16 protein-coding genes are annotated in these 18,764 nt (G+C 55.1%); 11 read left to right on the forward strand and 5 right to left on the reverse strand.

Annotation, left to right across the window (positions count from 1 at the left end; translation table 11 throughout):
* Positions 1-9: 9 nt before the first annotated feature.
* Genes iolG through KUE00_RS13455 form a run of 4 tightly spaced genes read right to left on the reverse strand, consistent with a single transcriptional unit; the run spans position 10 to position 4,300 of the window.
* A complete protein-coding gene (iolG, locus tag KUE00_RS13440; RefSeq protein ID WP_246760402.1) occupies positions 10-1,005 on the reverse strand; it encodes an inositol 2-dehydrogenase in 996 nt (331 codons plus the stop codon).
* 39 nt (positions 1,006-1,044) lie between these two features.
* On the reverse strand, positions 1,045-2,037 hold the full coding sequence (locus KUE00_RS13445; RefSeq protein ID WP_246760403.1) for a hydroxyacid dehydrogenase: 993 nt from the start codon (positions 2,035-2,037) through the stop codon (positions 1,045-1,047).
* A 1-nt stretch (position 2,038) separates the two neighbouring features.
* The gene (locus KUE00_RS13450; RefSeq protein WP_246760404.1) at positions 2,039-2,857 is read right to left on the reverse strand and encodes an HpcH/HpaI aldolase family protein; all 819 of its coding nucleotides are present in this window, start codon (positions 2,855-2,857) and stop codon (positions 2,039-2,041) included.
* Positions 2,858-2,866: 9 nt separating this feature from the next.
* Entirely contained in the window at positions 2,867-4,300 is a 1,434-nt protein-coding gene (locus KUE00_RS13455) for an NAD-dependent succinate-semialdehyde dehydrogenase (RefSeq protein WP_246760405.1), read from the reverse strand.
* A gap of 407 nt (positions 4,301-4,707) precedes the next feature.
* Here KUE00_RS13455 and KUE00_RS13460 point away from each other — a divergent pair, with 407 nt between their 5' ends.
* From KUE00_RS13460 to KUE00_RS13510, 11 genes are all read left to right on the forward strand, one after another.
* Positions 4,708-5,646, forward strand: coding sequence for a MurR/RpiR family transcriptional regulator (locus KUE00_RS13460; protein ID WP_246760406.1), 939 nt, complete (start codon positions 4,708-4,710; stop codon positions 5,644-5,646).
* Positions 5,647-5,794: 148 nt separating this feature from the next.
* On the forward strand, positions 5,795-7,639 hold the full coding sequence (gene iolD, locus KUE00_RS13465) for a 3D-(3,5/4)-trihydroxycyclohexane-1,2-dione acylhydrolase (decyclizing) (protein ID WP_246760407.1): 1,845 nt from the start codon (positions 5,795-5,797) through the stop codon (positions 7,637-7,639).
* A gap of 13 nt (positions 7,640-7,652) precedes the next feature.
* Positions 7,653-8,567: a myo-inosose-2 dehydratase gene (gene iolE, locus KUE00_RS13470; protein WP_246760408.1), complete on the forward strand. Its 915-nt coding sequence runs from the start codon at positions 7,653-7,655 to the stop codon at positions 8,565-8,567.
* Complete coding sequence (locus tag KUE00_RS13475) at positions 8,567-9,373, forward strand: SDR family oxidoreductase (protein WP_246760409.1); 807 nt, start codon at positions 8,567-8,569, stop codon at positions 9,371-9,373. The genes iolE and KUE00_RS13475 overlap by 1 nt, the downstream gene beginning before the upstream one ends.
* 74 nt (positions 9,374-9,447) lie before the next feature.
* Positions 9,448-9,765 (forward strand): hypothetical protein, encoded by a 318-nt coding sequence (locus KUE00_RS13480; protein ID WP_246760410.1) that lies wholly within the window; start codon positions 9,448-9,450, stop codon positions 9,763-9,765.
* A gap of 123 nt (positions 9,766-9,888) precedes the next feature.
* Positions 9,889-10,806 carry a substrate-binding domain-containing protein gene (locus KUE00_RS13485; protein ID WP_246760411.1) on the forward strand — a complete coding sequence of 306 codons (918 nt, stop codon included), beginning with the start codon at positions 9,889-9,891 and terminating at the stop codon, positions 10,804-10,806.
* Between the two features lie 403 nt (positions 10,807-11,209).
* Positions 11,210-12,232 carry a LacI family DNA-binding transcriptional regulator gene (locus tag KUE00_RS13490; protein WP_246760412.1) on the forward strand — a complete coding sequence of 341 codons (1,023 nt, stop codon included), beginning with the start codon at positions 11,210-11,212 and terminating at the stop codon, positions 12,230-12,232.
* Positions 12,233-12,583: 351 nt separating this feature from the next.
* A complete protein-coding gene (locus KUE00_RS13495) occupies positions 12,584-13,312 on the forward strand; it encodes a gluconate 2-dehydrogenase subunit 3 family protein (RefSeq protein WP_246760413.1) in 729 nt (242 codons plus the stop codon).
* Positions 13,313-13,329: 17 nt separating this feature from the next.
* Positions 13,330-15,099, forward strand: coding sequence for a GMC family oxidoreductase (locus tag KUE00_RS13500; protein WP_246760414.1), 1,770 nt, complete (start codon positions 13,330-13,332; stop codon positions 15,097-15,099).
* A 1-nt stretch (position 15,100) separates the two neighbouring features.
* Positions 15,101-16,438, forward strand: a complete 1,338-nt coding sequence (locus tag KUE00_RS13505; RefSeq protein WP_246760415.1) for a c-type cytochrome — start codon at positions 15,101-15,103, stop codon at positions 16,436-16,438.
* A gap of 295 nt (positions 16,439-16,733) precedes the next feature.
* Positions 16,734-17,816 carry a DUF1615 domain-containing protein gene (locus tag KUE00_RS13510; protein ID WP_246760416.1) on the forward strand — a complete coding sequence of 361 codons (1,083 nt, stop codon included), beginning with the start codon at positions 16,734-16,736 and terminating at the stop codon, positions 17,814-17,816.
* Here the strand turns inward: KUE00_RS13510 and KUE00_RS13515 are convergent.
* Complete coding sequence (locus KUE00_RS13515) at positions 17,813-18,709, reverse strand: LysR family transcriptional regulator (protein WP_246760417.1); 897 nt, start codon at positions 18,707-18,709, stop codon at positions 17,813-17,815. The genes KUE00_RS13510 and KUE00_RS13515 overlap by 4 nt on opposite strands.
* Positions 18,710-18,764: the final 55 nt, after the last annotated feature.

Raw genomic sequence — 18,764 nt, forward strand, 5'->3', positions numbered from 1 at the left:
GAGTTCCTCTCACTCTATAGTTACGGCAGCGTGGCTGTCGGCTGAACGCTGTGCGGCATCGGCCAGCTTCAGTGCCTGGCAGCCGTCGTGTACGGTAGTTGGCAGCGGGCTGCCGGTTTTAATGGCGTCGATAAAGGCTTCCATTTCCAGCCGGTAAGCGTCGGCATAGCGCTCCATAAAGAAGTTCAGCAGCGGCCCGCGCGCCTCTGTTTCTTCGCCGCGATAGTGGCGAACGCTGGTTTCGCGCAGGTTGTCATTCAGCAGCATGCCGCCCGAGCCGAATACCTCCATGCGCTGGTCGTAGCCGTAAACGGCCTGGCGGCTACAGTTAATCTGGCACTGCTTACCGGAGGCGGTACGCATCTGCACCATGACGGTATCGTAATCGCCGAGCGCTTCCAGCGCCGGTTCCAGCAGGCGGCTACCGGTAGCAAAAATTTCCACCGGCTCTTCGCCTAACAGCCAGCGCGCCAGATCGAAGTCATGGATGACCATGTCGCGAAAAATTCCGCCCGACGTTTGCAGGTAGCCCATAGGAGCGAAGCCGGGATCGCGGCTGGTGATAATGACCTGGTGAAGGTCGCCAATATCGCCCTGCTGCACGCGTCGGTGAATCTCGCTAAAGCCCGGATCGAAGCGGCGATTGAAGCCCAGCATGACGCGTTTCGCCGCGTCGCCCAGCGCTTTTTCCGCCGCGCGGGCTTTCTCCAGATCCAGATCGACCGGTTTTTCACACAGTACGGCTTTACCCGCTCTTGATGCCGCCAGCATCAAATCGATATGGGTATGCGTTGGCGTGCCAATTACCACCGCATCAATATCCGGGTGGTTAATGGCTTCAAGCGGATCGCTCATGGCGATGCCGCCCCAGCTGGCCGTTAACGCCTGCGCATTGGTAAGGATCGGGTCGGCAACCGCCGCCAGCGTAGCGTCTTTATGTCGCGCAACGTTGAGCGCATGAACCTGGCCGATGCGGCCGGCACCGAGAATGGCTATTTTGATCATCACAATCTCCGCTTAGAGGTAAGTTATTGTTATTGCGTATTAGGGTGTAGGACTCATCAGATCGTTTACCGCCAGCACCTGCTGATTAACCACCAGCCCGGTATCCAGCTGGCCCTGGAAGTAGTTGACGATATTGGTGGCCGCCGAGACCGACATGCGCATGGCGGCTTCCTGGGTCAGGCCGGCGGTATGGGGGCTAAGAATAAGCCGATCGGTCTGCGCCAGCAGGGGTGAATCCGCTCTGGCCGGTTCATCTTTCAGCACGTCCAGGCCAGCGCCAGCCAGATGACCGGACTGCAACGCCTGCGCCAGCGCTTCTTCATCCACGATGCCGCCGCGCGCGGTATTAATCAGAAAAGCACCGGGCTTCATCATGGCCAGCTCATCCTTGCCGATTAACGGTTTTTCACCATTAAAAGGCAGATGCACGGTGACCGCGTCGGCCGCACGCAGGCCATCCTCAATCTCCGCTACGCGCTGCACGTGATGTGTGGAAAACATCTCGTCCGGTAAATAAGGGTCGTAAGCGATGACTTCCATATTGAAGCTTTTTGCCAGCCGCGCGACTTCGCGTCCGATACGGCCAAAGCCGAGAATAAACAGCTTTCTGCCGGCAATTTCCATTGCCGAGAAGCTGTTACGGCGATTCCACTCGCCCTCGCGAATGCTGCGGTCGAAGTAGCAAATGCGTTTCGCCACTGCCAGCAGCAGCGACAGCGTATGCTCGGCTACCGACAGCGAATTGACGTCGCCGACCACGGTCAGCGGAATATTGCGAGAGGTTAAGGTGTCGACATCGACCGAGTCATAGCCCACGCCGTGTCGCGAAACGATCTGCAATTGTTGTGCGGTCGCAATCTCTTTTGCGGTTAACGGCTGGGTACGGATCAGCAGCGCATCGGCCTGCGCCATAAACGGCGCGTAGCTCTCGACGCTGACTTCGTCGACCAGCTGAAGGGTGATGCCCGGCGCGTTTTGCAGTACCGCCAGCCCGGCTTCATGAATTTTTCCGGCAACCAGAACGTGTGGCATCTTAATATCCTCCCGTCTTCGTGGCGGACGCAAAGCTTGTTTCGCTACCCTGAAGCTCGCGGAACTGCTGCACGCTGGCGGCGGCGGCCGAGCGCAAAAGCTGTACGTCGTTCGATACCGTGACCAGATCAAATCCCCACTCTACGGCTTTAGCGGCATAGGCCGCCGTTCCGTTGTGCAGACCCACCTTTTTTCCGGCGCGGTGGGCAACGGTAAGAATGTGTTTGATGGCGTCCACAATTTCCGGCTCTTCGCGATCGAAACCGGTGCGGTATTTGCGGCCTGTCAGGCCCAGGGTTAAATCCGCCGGGCCGATATAAACGCCATCCAGACCCGGCGTGGCGACTATCTCTTCCAGCCGGGCAAACGCCTCGGCCGTTTCGATCATCGCAAAACAGACCACCTGTTCATCCGCGTGCTGGCCATAATCCTGCCCGGCGGAAAAGGTCACGCGCGTTGGGCCAAAGCTGCGGCTGCCGAGCGGGGGATAGCGCACGCAGGAAACCAGCGCCTGCGCCTGTTCTGCATTGTTAACCATCGGGCAGATAATGCCCCAGGCACCGGCATCCAGCGCTTTCATAATGATGCCGGGTTCCAGCCACGGCACGCGAACCATCGGCGCAACGCCGCTGGCGCGCATCGCCTGTAGCATGATTTTCGCCTCATCGTAGCCAACAAAACCGTGCTGCAGATCGATAGTCAGCGAGTCATAGCCCTGCGCCGCCATGATTTCCGCGCTGAAGGAGCTGGCGATGCTCAGCCAGCCGTTCAGCACCGGCTGCTCGTCCTTCCAGCGCTGTTTAATGTTATTAAGTTTCATTCCTGCTCCTTAAAGAACAATTTGCGCCAGTTTGACGTTCATATAGTCGAGGATGCCTTCCGAGCCGCCTTCGCGACCCATTCCGCTGGCTTTGACACCGCCAAACGGGACTTCGGCTGCGGCCAGCGCATAGCTGTTGATACCGACCATGCCGGACTCAAAGCGCGATACCGTTTCCCGAATCAGCGCCGGATCGCGGGTAAAGGCGTAGGCCGACAGCGCGAAATCAGAATTATTCACGCGCTGCCATAAATCTTCATGGTTGCTAAAGGAGGTAATAGCGGCGATAGGGCCAAAGTTCTCTTCGGCCAGCGCCTTCGCGTCATCCGCTACGTCGGCAAGCACGGTCGGCGCATAGAAATAGCCGTTACCGATCGCCAGCCTTTCACCGCCGGTTACCACGCGGGCGCCTTTGTTGCGCGCATCGGCTACGATGGCCTCGATAGCTTCCAGACGGCGAGCGTTAATTAACGGCCCCATGGTGGTGGCTTCGTCCAGACCATAACCGGTTTTAAGCTTGCGGGCGCGGCTGGCAAAGCCTTCAACAAAAGCGCTATACAGGCTTTCATGCACATAAAAGCGATCGCCGGTCACGCAAACCTGGCCGCAGTTCGCAAATTTTGTTGCCACGGAAAGGTCGAGCGCTTTTTCCAGGTCGGCATCCTGATAGACAATGACCGGCGCGTTGCCACCCAGCTCCATACTGAGACGCTTGATGGTATTAGCCGAGTCGCGGATCATCTGCTGGCCCAGCTGGGTTGAACCGGTCAGTGAGATTTTGCGTACAGTGGGCGAAGCCATCAGTGGCTCGTAGGTGGCCGCAGTCGGGCCAACCACCAGGTTTGCCACGCCAGCGGGCAGGCCTGCTTTACGTAAACACTCAAAGACCATCATTGCCGATCCCGGCACTTCGCTGGAGGGACGCAGCACCACGGTGCAGCCTGCTGCCAGCGCGGGAGCCAGCTTGCGCGCCACCAGCACCACAGGGAAGTTCCAGGCGGTGAAGGCCGCCACTACGCCAACAGGCTCGTGAAACACCTCGCAGCGGCCGCCGGGAACGCGGCTCTCAACGATGCGGCCATAGATGCGGCGAGCTTCTTCCGCATACCAGATAAACTGATCGGTAGAGAGTTCCCATTCACGCTTCGCCTGCGCCAGCGGTTTGCCGCTTTCCAGCGAGATAACGCGGGCTGCCTGCTGGGTTGCCGCAACCATTTCACGCGCGACCGCCTGTAAGAAATCCGCGCGCGTCCAGCTCTGCAACGCTTTCCACTGCGTAAACGCCTGTTCGGCGGCTTTCAGCGCATCGTGGGTATCGGATACCGACGCGGCCTGAATTTCTCCCAGGCTATTTCCATTGCCGGGATCGATAACGTTAATACGCTCCTGCCCGCTCCCTTTACACCATTTGCCATTTATAAACTGTCCAAAATCGTCATACATGGTTGTCGCTCCTCCGGCATCGGCTCCGGCTCAATGGGATGCGCGTTACCCCTTCGGGTAGTGCTCTGAACCTCTCTGCCAGAGCGGCGTCAAGAGGCTCTCACGCATCAATTATTGCAATATTAGGATCGAAGCAAAAATAATTGCAATAGCGGGCAGCGTTTGCAGTAAAAATTGCGAAATCAGACATAAAATAAGGAAATACAGGAGGTTATATGCGGTTAATTTTCAGCTTTGTAAATTATTAAGCTATAAAAATGTAAATTCTTCGAGATTAATCACAAATTTTATTCATGGGTTTTCCCAGGCTGCACAAAATAGGTTAGAAATAATTGCATTCAGGGTTTACTTGCAATTTTTATTGCTTTAGCGTGCTGGCTAATCAGGGCACGTCACAGGAAATACCGATGGATAAAGCAAAGAAAACCAAAGCCGCGCCAAAGCCGCTGCCGCACGACAACTACGAACAGGTGGTGAATGAGATCACCCAGCGCTACCCGCAGTTGTCAAACCGCCATCAGCAAACCGCGCGCTATATCACGCAGAACCCGAATATCGTGGCGCTGGAGTCTATTAACGCCGTGGCGGCAAAATGCGGACTGCATCCTTCGGTGCTGGTGCGCTTTGCGCAGGTGTTTGGCTACAGTGGTTTTAAGCAGATGCAGAGCGTGTTTCAGACGCGCCTGGCTACCGCAGCACCGGGCTATAACGAGCGGATTACCGCGCTGGAAAGCGACCTGCGTAAAAACGATGAAAAGGGCAGCTTTGGTTTTCTGCAAAGCCTGGTGATCCGCGATATCGCCACCTTGCAGCAGCTGCTGGATAACGTGAGCGAGCAAAACCTGGATGAAACGGCGCATTTGCTGAAAGAGGCCGAGATCGTTTATATCGCCGGGCAGTTACGGTCTGAACCGGTTGCTTCGTTATTGCGCTATCTGCTGACCATGCTGAACCGTCGCGTCGTGCTGCTTGATGCCGCTGGCGGGCTGGCCCCGCAGATGGCTAATAACATGCGCGAGAACGATGTGCTGATTGCCATCGCTTTCCGCCACTATGCCAAAGAGGTAGTCGCCATCGCCGATGAGGCAGGGGAACGCAACATTCCGGTGGTGGCTATCAGCGACAGCCAGCTATCGCCGCTGGCGAAAAGCGCCAGGGTGCTGTTTACCATTCCTGAAGAGGAATATAGCTTTTCGCGCTCGCTGGCCGCGCCGGTTTGCCTGGCGCAAAGTATTGCTATGGCGCTGGCTGCCGCGTTACAGCCCGACAGGGCGCAGCCGCATATTGAAACGATTACCGAACGCGAAAGCCGGGTGGAAAGCCAGCGCAAACGCAAGCGCGCTTAGCGTACGTTATCAGGGACTCTCGCACTTTTGGCGGGAGTTCTGTCGCCTGAGAATGCAACTAATATTGCTTTTATGAACTTTATGCAATTAACGTTTTTATAAAAACCGCGATGCCGCTTTGGCGCATCTCATCAGAGTGAGTAGAGATATGGCTACGATTCGTTGCACGACAGCTCAGGCGATAGTTCGCTACCTGAGCCATCAGTTTACCGAAGTTGACGGCAAGCGCGTGCCGCTGTTCCCCGGCGTTTACGGGATTTTTGGACACGGTAACGTGACCTGTCTGGGGGAAGCGCTGGAAGCCGTTCAGGATACGTTGCCGACCTGGCGTGGGCAAAATGAACAGTCGATGGGGTTTGCCGCCGTCGGGTTTGCCAAAGCGATGGCGCGGCGGCAAATCATGGTGGTGACCGCCTCGATTGGCCCGGGTACCACCAATCTGCTGACTGCCGCTGGCGTAGCGCACACCAGCCGCTTACCGCTGCTGATGATTTGCGGCGACACCTTTGCGCGTCGCCATCCCGACCCGGTTATGCAGCAGGTTGAACACTTCAGCGACCCGACGCAAACCGTGAACGATGCCTTTAAAGCGGTCAGCCGCTACTGGGATCGCATTACCTGGCCTGAGCAGATCCTCTCTTCGTTACCGCAAGCGGTCGCTACCATGCTCGATCCGGGCGATTGCGGCCCGGCGTTTATCGGCGTTTGTCAGGACGTGCAGGAGATGGCGTATGACTTCCCGGAAGAGTTTTTTGCGCCTCGTCTGCATCTGATGCCGCGTCCGCGCCCGGATCGTCAGCTACTGGCACGTGCGGTTGAATGCCTGAAGCGAGCGAAACGCCCGGTGATTATCTCTGGCGGCGGCGTACGTTACTCCCAGGCGGAAAGTGCGCTGGAAGCCTTTGCGGTAGCGCATGGCATTCCGGTAGTCGAAACCATCGCGGGTAAAGGTGCCTTCACCCATGACCATCCCATGCACATGGGGCCGGTCGGTATCTTAGGTTCAACCTCGGCCAACGAGCTGGCGGCAAAAGCCGACGTCATTCTGGCAGTCGGCACGCGCCTGATGGATTTCGTTACCGGCTCCTGGTCGCTGTTCGATCACAAGGCCCACTTTATTTCGTTGAACGCCGCGCGCTTCGATGCGCATAAGCATCTGTCGCTGCCGCTGGTATGCGATGCGCGTGAAGGGATCGGCGAGCTGGATGTGGCGCTTGGTGGCTGGAAGGCGGACGCGGCCTGGCTGGAAAAAGGTCGCCAGGCTTTTGTCGGCTGGAATACGTTGATTGCTGAAAAACAGGAGCGCGTGGTGAGCGACAGCGAACCGACCTATGCGCAGGTAGTGGGCGTGGTTAACGCGCAGGCCGCAGCCGAAGACTACATCATCAGCGCGGCGGGCGGCTTACCGGGCGAGCTGGTGAAAGGCTGGCGGGTAAAAAATCCCGGCACCTTTGACTGTGAATTTGGTTTTTCCTGTATGGGCTATGAGCTTTCCGCGGGCTGGGGCGCAGCGATGGCCGGTCACGATCGGGATGTGTTTGTGATGATCGGCGACGGTACCTACATGATGATGAACTCCGACATCTACTCCAGCGTGCTTTCCGGCCACAAGTTCATTCTGCTGGTGTGCGATAACGGCGGTTTTGCCGTGATTAACCGGCTACAGAATGCCAAAGGCGGCGCATCCTTTAATAACCTGCTGAAGGACTGCCGGGTGAAAGAGCCTTTCCACGTTGATTTTGTCGCCAATGCGCAATCAATGGGCGCGCTGGCGCGGAAGGTCGAATCGCTGGACGCGCTGGAAGAGGCAATCCAGTGGGCAAAAACCACCGACCGTACCACGGTTATCGTCATCGATACGCATCCCCATAGCTGGACGCCGGGCGATGCGTGGTGGGATGTTGGCGTGCCAGAGGTCAGCGCACGCGAAAGTGTTAACCAGGCGCGTGAAGAGCACGTTGCCGGACGTCAAAAACAGCGGGTTGGATTCTAATCAGGAGGGAAATATGTCACTAAAAGCAAAAATGGGCATCGCGCCTATTGCCTGGTCAAACGACGATTTGCCCCAGCTTGGCGGCGATACGCCGCTGTCGACCTGCCTGTACGAGAGTCATCTGGCGGGTTTCCAGGGCGTAGAAACCGGCGGGAAATTTCCAAAAACCAGCGCAGAGCTGAAGCCGATGCTGCGTGAATTCCAGCTGGATCTGGTTTCCGGCTGGTACTCCGGCACGCTGCTCGACAATAGCGTGGCAGACGAAATCAAAAAAGTAACGCCGCAGCTGCAGCTGTTTCGCGACTGCGGGGCCGCCTGCCTGGTTTACGGTGAAACGGCAGGCACTATCCAGAATCAACAGCATATAGCGCTGGCCAACCGCCGTCGGCTCAGCGATGAGCAGATTAGCGAATACGGCAATAAGCTGTCTGAATTTGCCGCCTTTTGCCGCGAGTTCGGCGTTCCGCTGGCGTTTCATCACCATATGGGAACGGCCATTGAAGACGAGCACGATATCGATCGGCTGATGGCCGCCACGAATGAGGATGTCGGTTTACTGTTTGATGCCGGGCATCTCTTCTTCGCCGGGGTCAATCCGCTCAGCGTGTTGAAAAAACACGGTAAGCGCATTAATCACGTGCACACCAAAGACGTGCGTCCGGACGTGCTTGCCAGCCTCGACTGGCAGAAAGATTCATTTCTTGATGCAGTGCTGAAGGGCATTTACACCGTGCCGGGTGACGGCGGCATCGATTTTGACGCCATTGTTCGCGAGCTGGCGGCCATCGGTTATCAGGGCTGGTTTGTGGTTGAAGCGGAACAAGATCCGGCAAAAGCGCCGCCGCTGCAATATGCGCGTATCGGCTATAACACCCTGCGCAGAGCGCTCAGCGACGCAGGCTACACACTGATTCAAGGGGAATTCTGATGAAGTTAAACGATAAAGTCGCCATCGTCACCGGTGGTACGCAGGGACTGGGTGCCGCCATTGCCCGCCATTTTGTACAGCAGGGTGCCAAAGGCGTGGTGATTTGCGGACGCAATCAGGCCAAGGGTGAAAGCATTGCCAAACAGCTTAATGAGGAAGGCGAAGGGCGCGTGCATTTTGTCAAAGCGGATCTCTCTTCGGTAGAAGATTGCCGTCAGGTGGTTGCGCATACCGACGAGCTGTTCGGCAGGGTTGACGTGCTGGTGAACGCGGGAGCCATGACCGATCGCGGCAGCATCCTGGATACCTCGCCCGAGCTGTTTGACCAGATTTTTGCCACCAACGTGCGCGGCCCGTTCTTTCTGATGCAGGAAGCGCTCAAAGTGATGCGCCGTGAAAACATCGCGGGTAGCGTGGTCAATATTTGCTCGATGTCTGGCCTGGCAGGACAGCCTTTTATTGCCGCGTACTGCGCGTCGAAAGGGGCGTTGGCGACCTTAACGCGCAATGCTGCCTATGCTCTGCTGCGTAACCGCATCCGCGTCAACGCCCTGAATATTGGCTGGATGGCGTCCGAGGGTGAAGATCGCATTATGAAGCAGTATCACGGCGCACAGGATGGCTGGTTGCAAAAGGCGGCGGCCGAGCAGCCGTTTGGCCGACTGATTAACCCGGATGAAGTGGCGCGTGCCGTGGCGTTTTTAGCCAGCGAAGAGTCAGGCTTGATGACCGGCTCGGTGGTGAATTACGATCAGTCCGTCTGGGGGGGTTACGATCAGGCTCCGGCCCCGGCATCACCGCTTTAACATTTTGCTATACGGCTGGCGCGCGCTGGCCGTATACGCCATTTTACGAACCTGCTGCGTATGATGGAGCAATCATGGATTTACAGCGCTTAACGGCTATACACACTTTCTATAGCCAGTTTCTTATGACAATTTATAACGTTTCTTCGCAAGAAACCGAACGTGACGAAGCGGCGATTAAAAGTGACATAAAAAAATGGCTGGTAAAACACAAGCGAAATAAAACTTTTGGTGTCGCATGCCGCCACGAAATTATTTTTTTCGAAAAAGAAACCGATAAAAACAGTATTAGCGACCTACGCTTTAAGATCTCTAATCTGGAGAAAAACTGTAGCTTAATCAGGATGGAGCTGGAGTCGTTAACGCCTGAGCTAAGCAATAAGAAAAGATAACTTTGCGCCGTAGTTTTTTAATTATTATAAGGATATGCCGTTATTGATTCTTTCACGGGTATTTGCCTGTTGCCCGGTATAAACCGCTGTTGGCTATAGTCCCCAACCCTACAGGAAATGATGATGAATATTCGAAATCTGCTGCTGCTTGCGTGCTCGCTTTTACTTAGCCTGAGCGTAAGTGCTAAAACGTTTACCGTCGGCGTAGCGCTGGCTAATTTTGATTTAAACTTTATCTCTATTTTGCGAACCCAAATGCAAACGGAGCTGAAAAATAACGATCTCACCGGCCAGTTTGTCGATGCCAAAGGCGACGTGGCGCTTCAGGTGCAACAGGTTGATGACTTTATCAATCAGGGCGTCGACGCCATTATCCTCAATCCGGTTGATACGCAGGGCGTATTGCCCATGATTGCCGCCGCCAAAAAAGCGGGAATTCCGCTGGTTTTTGTCAACCGTAAGCCAGAGACAAAGCTGCCTGTCGGCATGGCGTATGTCGGTTCTGACTCGGCGCTTGGCGGCCAGATGCAGATGGAGGCGCTGGCGAAACGCATGAACTACCGCGGTAACGTCGCCGTCATTATGGGCGCGCTATCAACGGAAGAAGCGCGTGAACGTACCCGCGCGGTTGAAGCCGTTATCGCCAAATACAAAGATATGAAGGTAATTGAGAAGCAGACGGCTAAATGGCAGCGCAACGAAGCCGTGGACGTGGTTTCCAGCTGGCTGCTGAACCAGCGTCCCATTGACGCTATTGCGGCCAACAACGATGAGATGGCTATCGGCGCGATCATGGCGCTAAGTCAGGCGAAAAAAGAGAAGATCCTGGTGGCGGGCATCGACGGTACGCCCGACGGGCTGCAATTTATTAAAAACGGCAAGATGGCGCTAACTATTTTCCAGGATGCCAGAGCTCAGGCGACTGGCGCAGTGCAGGTTACTAAAGCGCTGCTGGACAAAAAACAGGTTAAAGAACTTAATTGGGTACCTTATCAGGTGATTACGCAGGATAACTATGCGCAGTTTGCTGCCAAAAACTGATCCCGTATCCACGCGTTAGCGGCACCGGGCCAGACGATAACAAGCTGGCCCGGTGCCGTCTGTATCAGGCCTGTTCAGTGGTTAAACCATGCGCGCTGCGTCACAAAAAGTTTCCTCTGCACCCTTTTTAACCAAAGGGTGACGATATAATCGTTTGAATTTAATAGATATTAATAATTATATACCGATTTCTTTTAAAATTTCTGCACCTGGGTGCAGAAAACGTTTGCAAAGCGCGTATCGAATTAACATAATCTCAACAATGAGTTAAAAAAAACTCTCAAAAGTTATCATGCGTTTAAAAAGCGTTTACCTGGCGGCACCTTTGCACTTTGAGCGTTTCTTTTTACAGCCGTTTGGCGTCCAATAGGGGCATTAACGTCCATTGCCCTTAAGTGACCGTATGACAGACGCGAAGAAACCTCAAAAACAGCCCAAAGCAAACGCTACCGCCGTCGCAAAGTTGGCGGGCGTATCGAAATGGACGGTATCACGCGCCTTTACGCCGGGAGCCTATGTTGCTCCGGATACCAAAGAAAGAATCATGGCCGTAGCCGCCGAACTGGGCTATCGCCCCAATTTGCTGGCCCGTAGTTTGACGAAAAGAAATACACATATCATCGCCATCGCGATGGATGAATTTAAAAACACGCATGCCATGAGAATTCTGGATGCCGCTACAAAGCAGCTGCAGGCCAGAGGATATCTGGCGCTGGTGCTGAATATCACTGCCGGTGATGACTATCAGTCAGTGATAGAGATGGCGGACCAGCTGCAGGTTGACGGCATTCTGTTTTTCGCCAACACGCTCAGTAACGAACTGTTTGAAATTGCGCACAGCCTGCACTCGGTGCCGCTGATTCAGATCTGCCGCAACAGTGAAGAACACCGCAACATCGAGAACATCAATATTGATGGCTTCCAGGCGGGGCGCGAAATTGGCCAGCTGCTGATAGCGCAGGGCTATCACCGTTTTGGCTACATGAAAGGGCCAGATACCGACTCCGGTCACCTGCTGCGTATGGACGGTTATCAGCACGAGCTTTCGTTAGCTAACCTGAACGTCGACCTGATGCTGCTGGCGGGCAAATATGAGCGTAAAGCCGGCTATTCCATCATGAAGGACTATCTGCTGAACACGCCAGCAGAACAGCGGATTGACGCCATTTTCTGCGAAAATGATATCCTGGCGATTGGCGTGCTGGAAGCGCTTTACGAAGCGGGCGATATCAACAGCATAGCCGTGGTGGGATTTGACGGCATAGATGAAGCGGATTCTCCGGTCTGGAACCTGACGACTTACGATCAGCAGACTGAAAAACAGATTAGCGAAGCGGTGAATCGCCTGACGGGCGAAAATAGCGATGAGCAGGCGGCCTGGCGGACAGGTAAATTAATTTTACGCAAGAGCCATATAAAACGTTAATTCAATTCAGCCCGTGCCGGTGGTGCGGGCTGAATAATAAACTGGTTACCCTGCAAAAATAGTTAACCTTATTGAACAATATAACTAATAAAAAATTTCACGTTTACTTTTAATCAAAACATCAGGAATTGCTATGCCAGATACCATGTCCAACACCCCTTAATTTTTATCGTTAAGTGACAGTCCATTTCATAACTTTTGTCTCCTCAAGAGTCGAATTAACTCGTCGCTAAAAAAATAATGCCTCTTTAAGGCAGCTTTTTTACTTTGTTTTAAACAGGGTAGGGTTTTTATTGCCTTTTTTCTTCACGGATAAAAGCAATAACAATCATGCTATTAAAGGAAAGAGATATGAACAGAAGAGAAGCGATCTTTTCTATTAGTTCACTGGTAGCTTCGTTAACGGTGGCAACTAAGCTCAACGCGAAAGAGTTGCATAACGTTCCGCTTGATACCCGGCTTACCCCCGACGCGCTGCCCGTTCCGGCAATGCAGGGCGGATACCGTATCCTGACTAATGAAACCGATCGCAAAAATCTGGCGGCGATTTTCGACCGCCTTATTCCTGCCGACGATCACGGCCCTTCAGCAACGGAAGAGGGCGCGATTGAGTTTCTCGATGACCAGCTGGCGGGCGACTACGGCTCCGGCGCGGCACTCTATCTGGAAGGGCCACTCCATCCTGAAAATGAAGAAAAATTGATGGGTAGCCCACAATTTCTGGCTTCGCCGCGCGAGCGCTACATCACCGGCCTGAAAGCGCTGGAAGCCTGGGCTCAGCAGAACCACCACGCCTCTTTTTATACCCTTAACGCGGCGGACATTGACGCTTTCCTGACCAACATGGAAGCCGGAAAAATCAATCTCGGCGCAGACGTAAACAGCCAGGCCTTCTTTGAGCTGATGCTGCAAAACGTTCGTGAAAGCTATCTTGCCGACCCACTGTATGGCGGCAACAAAACGATGGCCGGCTGGAAAATGATCGGTTTTCCTGGCGCGCGTTATGACTACCGGCAGTACGTTGATCGTCGCGGTGAAAATTTACAATTAATTCCTGTCAGTTTGATCCCTAAAGACTGATTTCTGGAGCTGAGTCAATGTCACAAATTAGAAATAAAACCGATGTCGTGATCGTCGGATTAGGCTGGGCCGGATCGGTCATGGCAGAAGAATTAACGCGCGCTGGCCTTAACGTGGTGGCCATCGAGCGTGGCGCCTGGCGCGATACCTCTACCGATTTCCCGGTTGCCGTCGATCCGGATGAACTGCGCTGGCACACCCGTCGTCAGCTATTGCAGCCGATGAGCGTTGAAACCACCACTTTCCGTAACAACACCAGTCAGGATGCCGCGCCGGTTCGTAACTGGTCTGCCTATCAGTTTGGCTGGAACGTCGGCGGAGCGGGTACGCACTGGGCGGGCATGTCATGGCGTTTTTCCCCGTGGGATTTTGAAGTCGCTACCCAGACTCGCGAACGCTACGGCGCGGCGAAAATGAAAGACCTGCAGCTGCAGGACTGGGGCGTTACCTATGCCGAAATGGAGCCTTTTTACGACCGCTTCGAACGCATCGCCGGAACATCAGGCATCGCGGGCAATCTGCAGGGTAAAACGCAGCCTGACGGCAACCCGTTTGAAGGGCCGCGCAGCCGCGATTATCCAACGCCGCCGCTGAAAGATACCCACTGGCTACGCAAGTACCGCACGACCACGCAAGGCATGGGCTACCACCCGTTTACCATTCCTGCGGGCAACCTGTCCCAGTCCTACGTCAACCCGCTGGGCGTGACGATGGGGCCGTGCACCTACTGCGGTTTTTGCGACTTCCACGGCTGCGGCAACTTCAGTAAATCTTCGCCTCAGGCCTGTATTCTGCCTGCGCTGATGCGCCGTCCGAACTTTACCGTACTGACCGAAACAGAAGTGCTGCAGGTTATCAAGCATGAAGACGGCAAGACGGCCAAGGGCGTGCGCTTTATCACCAAAGAAGGCGTAGAGGGCTTCCAGCCGGCGGACGTGGTCTGCATCACCGCTTACCAGATGGATAACGTGCGCATGATGCTGCTGTCCAAAATCGGTGAGCCTTACAATCCGGAAACCGGTCGCGGCACCATTGGCCGTAACTACAACTATCAGAGCTGCTCCTCGGTCACGGGCTTCTTTGACGGCGAGTTTATGAATCCGTTTATCGGCGGCGGCGCGCTGGCGGTACAGATTGATGACTTTAACGGCGACAACTTCGATCACAGCAAGCTCGACTTTATCGGCGGTGCCGGGATCATGGCGTACAACACCGATGGCCGTCCGATTCAGCATATGGACAGCCTGCGTACCGGCACCAAACGCTGGGGCAGCGAATGGAAGGCAGGCTACGCGCGCGATTATCAAACCGCCGCCACGATTTTCTGCCAGGGCACCTCAATGCCGGTACGCGGCGCTTACCTCGACCTCGATCCCGTCTATAAAGATCGCCACGGCCAGCCGCTGCTGCGCGTGACCTTCGACTGGAACCAGAACGACGTCAGGATGGTGAACTACGTGACGGATAAAGCCAAAGCCATCATGAAGGAAGCCGGGCCAACCGCTACCATTTTTGAACGCCAGACCGACAGCAGCTGGAACCCTTATCTGCAGGAAAGCTCGCATACTATCGGCGGTGCCGTGATGGGCGCTAATCCACATACGTCGGCGGTGAATACTTATCTGCAAAGCTGGGATGTGCATAACGTCTTTGTGGTGGGCGCGTCAGCGTTCCCAAATAACGGCGGCTATAACCCAACGATCACCGTTGGCGCACTGGCTGTACGAGCCGCGCAGGCAATCCATCAGACCTATATCAAAAACCCTGCTCCGCTGGTAAAGGCCTAACGTGATGAAGAAAAAGACAATTAGCTATAGCCTGGCGGCGCTGGCCGTCTTAGCGGGCATTGGTGTTTTTGGCAGACTCTGGGTGGTGATGGACAGCTCACGCTCAAGCGTTGCCGATGATAAGGTCCAGCTCGCGGATTTCCACAGCACCGATGCAGCGGCGATCAAGCGCGGTGAATACGTTATGCGCCTGAGCGATTGCGCAGCGTGTCACGAGCAGAACTTTGCCGGGGGTTACAAAATCTCTACGCCGTTTGGCGAACTGCAAACGTCCAATATTACGCCAGACCGGGAAACCGGTATCGGTAAAATGACGGAGCATGACTTCTTTAACGCGATCCGTCTGGGACGCGGTGAGAAGGGCTTCCTTTATCCGGCGATGCCGTATACCGCCTATGCCAAACTCAGCGATCGGGATATGCACGATCTCTGGGCCTATGTTTCAACGATGAAGCCGGTAAAAAACAACATCGATGAAAACGGCGGCATGAATTTCCCGTACAACATTCGCCTGGCGATGGCGGGCTGGAACCTGCTGTTTTTTGATAACAGCCCGTTCAAACCGGAAAGCCTGAAAACGGCCAGCGCCAGCGGCGAAGAGCTTGACCAGATCAACCGGGGTAAATATCTGGTTGATGGGCCGGCACACTGTAGCGTTTGCCATACGGCCCGCAACGCGCTGGGCGGCGAAATCGGCAGTAAATATCTTCAGGGCGGTCAGCTGGGTGCCTGGTATGCGCCAGATATCACACCAAACCCGCATACGGGTATTGGTGACTGGAGTAACGAGCAGCTCATGCAGTATCTGAAAACCGGCTCGGATGGCCAGAGCGTCGCGGCTGGTCCAATGTCGGAAGCGGTAGAGCACTCGCTGCAATACTTCAACGACAAAGATCTGCACGCCGTTGCCGCTTACCTTAAACACCTGCCTGCGTCCAGTACGCCAGCGCAAGCGGCGTTTACCATGGATGAAACCAGCCGGAAAAAAGCCGCGCTGAGTTTTGAAGTGAACTGTAGCGCCTGCCACGGCGGCAAGGGAGAAGGCATCAGCGGCATGGTGCCGGCCTTTGCCGGTAACCGCTCAATGCTGAACGATCCGACCAATATGATTTCAGCCATGCTGAACGGAACGCGAGCGGCAAATACCGCCGATCGTCAGACCGCTGCCGGCATGCCTGCTTTCGACTGGAAAATGAACGATCGGCAGATGGCGGACATCCTGACCTACGTTCGCAACTCCTGGGGCAATCAGGCTTCGGCCGTGACGCCTGAGCAGGTTGCGGCAATGCGCAGTAAAACCAACGCAAGACAGCAGGTGACGGCGGATACCGGGAAATAATCCGGGTTTGTAGCAGGCTTTACGGCCTGCTCTGACTGCAACTAAACCTGCATCACGGCCCGCGGCACAGACGGCGCGGGCTTTTAACCTCTCTGCATACGCCTTTTACAGCGCACGCTGCCAACACTTCCTCTAAGCCCTTCAGCTCAACGCAACACAGAGTGACTAAGCTGAAAAAGCGCCGGTATCGCTAAATGGCGATTGCGAAAATCCTTTTCATGCGCTATTCCGTACGTTCCGGGCCTGTTTTCAACCGCGCCATTCTTATCTGCCATTTATTTTCACAGGGAAAGTTATGTCTTGTTATCAACGCCTGCTGCTGCTGACCGTGCTGGTACTGGCTGGCTGTAGTAATCAACCAGAAAAAAAACTGCCCGAGCGGCGTCCGGCTGAGGTTAAAGCGCAAATCAGAACGCTGCTGCCGGCCAAAGTCAGCGACCGTCAGGGCTGGACGGACGATATCTTTGTCGCCTTCAGCAGCCAGAAACTCGATCCTTCAGTCAGTAACGTTTGTGCCGTGATTGCCGTAGCCGATCAGGAATCTTCGTTTAATGCCGATGCCAGCGTGCCGGGCCTGCCGAAAATCGCCTGGGGCGAAATTGATCGCCGGGCGGGCAAGCTGCACATTCCTTCTTTTGTCGTGCGCACCGCGCTGATGATTAAGTCGCCAAACGGTAAAAGCTATACCGAGCGGCTGGATAAGGTGCGCAGCGAAAAAGAGCTGAGTGATATCTTTGACGACTTCATCAATATGGTGCCGATGGGCCAGACGCTGTTTGGCAAACTAAACCCTATTCATACCGGCGGCCCGATGCAGGTCAGCATCGAATTTGCAAAGGCGCATGCCGAGGGCTATCCCTGGTCGGTTGCCGGTACCCTTCGTCAGGAAGTGTTCAGCCGTCGCGGCGGCGTCTGGTTCGGCACGCGTCATCTGCTCGGCTACCCGGCCAGTTACAGCCAGCCGCTCTATCGCTTTGCGGATTTTAACGCGGGCTGGTATGCCAGCCGCAACGCGGCGTTTCAGGCGGCCGTTGCCCGGCTGAGCGGCATTAAGCTGGCGCTGGACGGCGATTTAATTCAGTACGGTTCCGAGGCGGCCGGCTCAACGGAGCTGGCCGTGCGCTCGCTGCATTTGGGGATGAGCGACGGCGCGATTCGTAGCGCGCTGGATAAAGGCGAAACGCTGGCCTTTGAAAAAACCGATCTCTGGCAGGAAGTCTTTGCGCGAGCAGATAAAAACGCCGGAAAACGGCTACCGCGCGAGATGCTGCCCGGCATTAAGCTGGAAAGCCCCAAGATTACCCGTAACCTGACCACCGCCTGGTTTGCCCAGCGCGTGGATAGCCGTTATCAGAGCTGTCTGGCTCGTGGACGCTAGTTAATTTCAATGCTTTTTAATTCGTCGATCAGCCAGCGCAGCGCGGGCTGATGATCGAAAAGCGCGTGCGTTAACAGCACCAGCTCAAAAGCGGGCGTTCCTTCCGGCAGCTGTAGCATGCGCAGCGGTAGCATCTTAACCAGCTCCTGAGCAATGCGCCGTGGAACGCACATCAGATAGCCCGAGGCGGCAGCCACTCTGCCGCCAACGGCATAGCTTTGTACCACCGTAGTGAGCGGACGATAGTGATGACGCTCGGCCAGCCAGCGATCGATATGATCGGCACCGGAGCTGATCGCAGGCAGATGGATCTGCGGCTCAGTGATCAGATGTTCGATCGCCAGCCGATCGGGCAGATCCTGACGCTCATTAACAGCAATAGCGACATACTCATCGGTTAACAGCCGATGCTGCGTAAAATAGTGCGGAATATGCTGCAGGTTATCCACGCCGATAAAGGCGTCCAGCTGGCCCATTTCCACCCGCTCCAGCTTTATCCTTTCTGACAAAATATCGACCGATAAGCGTACGTTTGGCGCCGTGGTTTTAAAACGCGCGGTCAACGGCGGCATAAACAGAAACTCAAAATAGTCCACTGCGCCAATATAAAAGGTATGCGCATCCTTAAGCGGATCGAAGGGATGCGCGCCGCGCGTCGCCACATCCAGCTTATGCAGGGCATTTTCAATAATGGGAATGATCGACAACGCGTAGGGCGTCGGTTCCATTCCCTGTCGCGTACGAACAAACATCTCATCGTTCAGCTGTTCACGAATGCGACCCAGAGCATGGCTAAACGCGGACTGGGTAATATTGGCCACGCGCGCGGCGCGGGTCACGTTTTTTTCTCTGGCGAGAATGGGCAGCAGCCGCAGCAGGTTAAGGTCGAGCATGACTATGCATCCTGTTCATTATTCCATGCAGATAATACATTTTATTCATATCTAT

Source organism: Erwinia phyllosphaerae, from assembly GCF_019132875.1.
GTDB lineage: Bacteria > Pseudomonadota > Gammaproteobacteria > Enterobacterales > Enterobacteriaceae > Erwinia > Erwinia phyllosphaerae.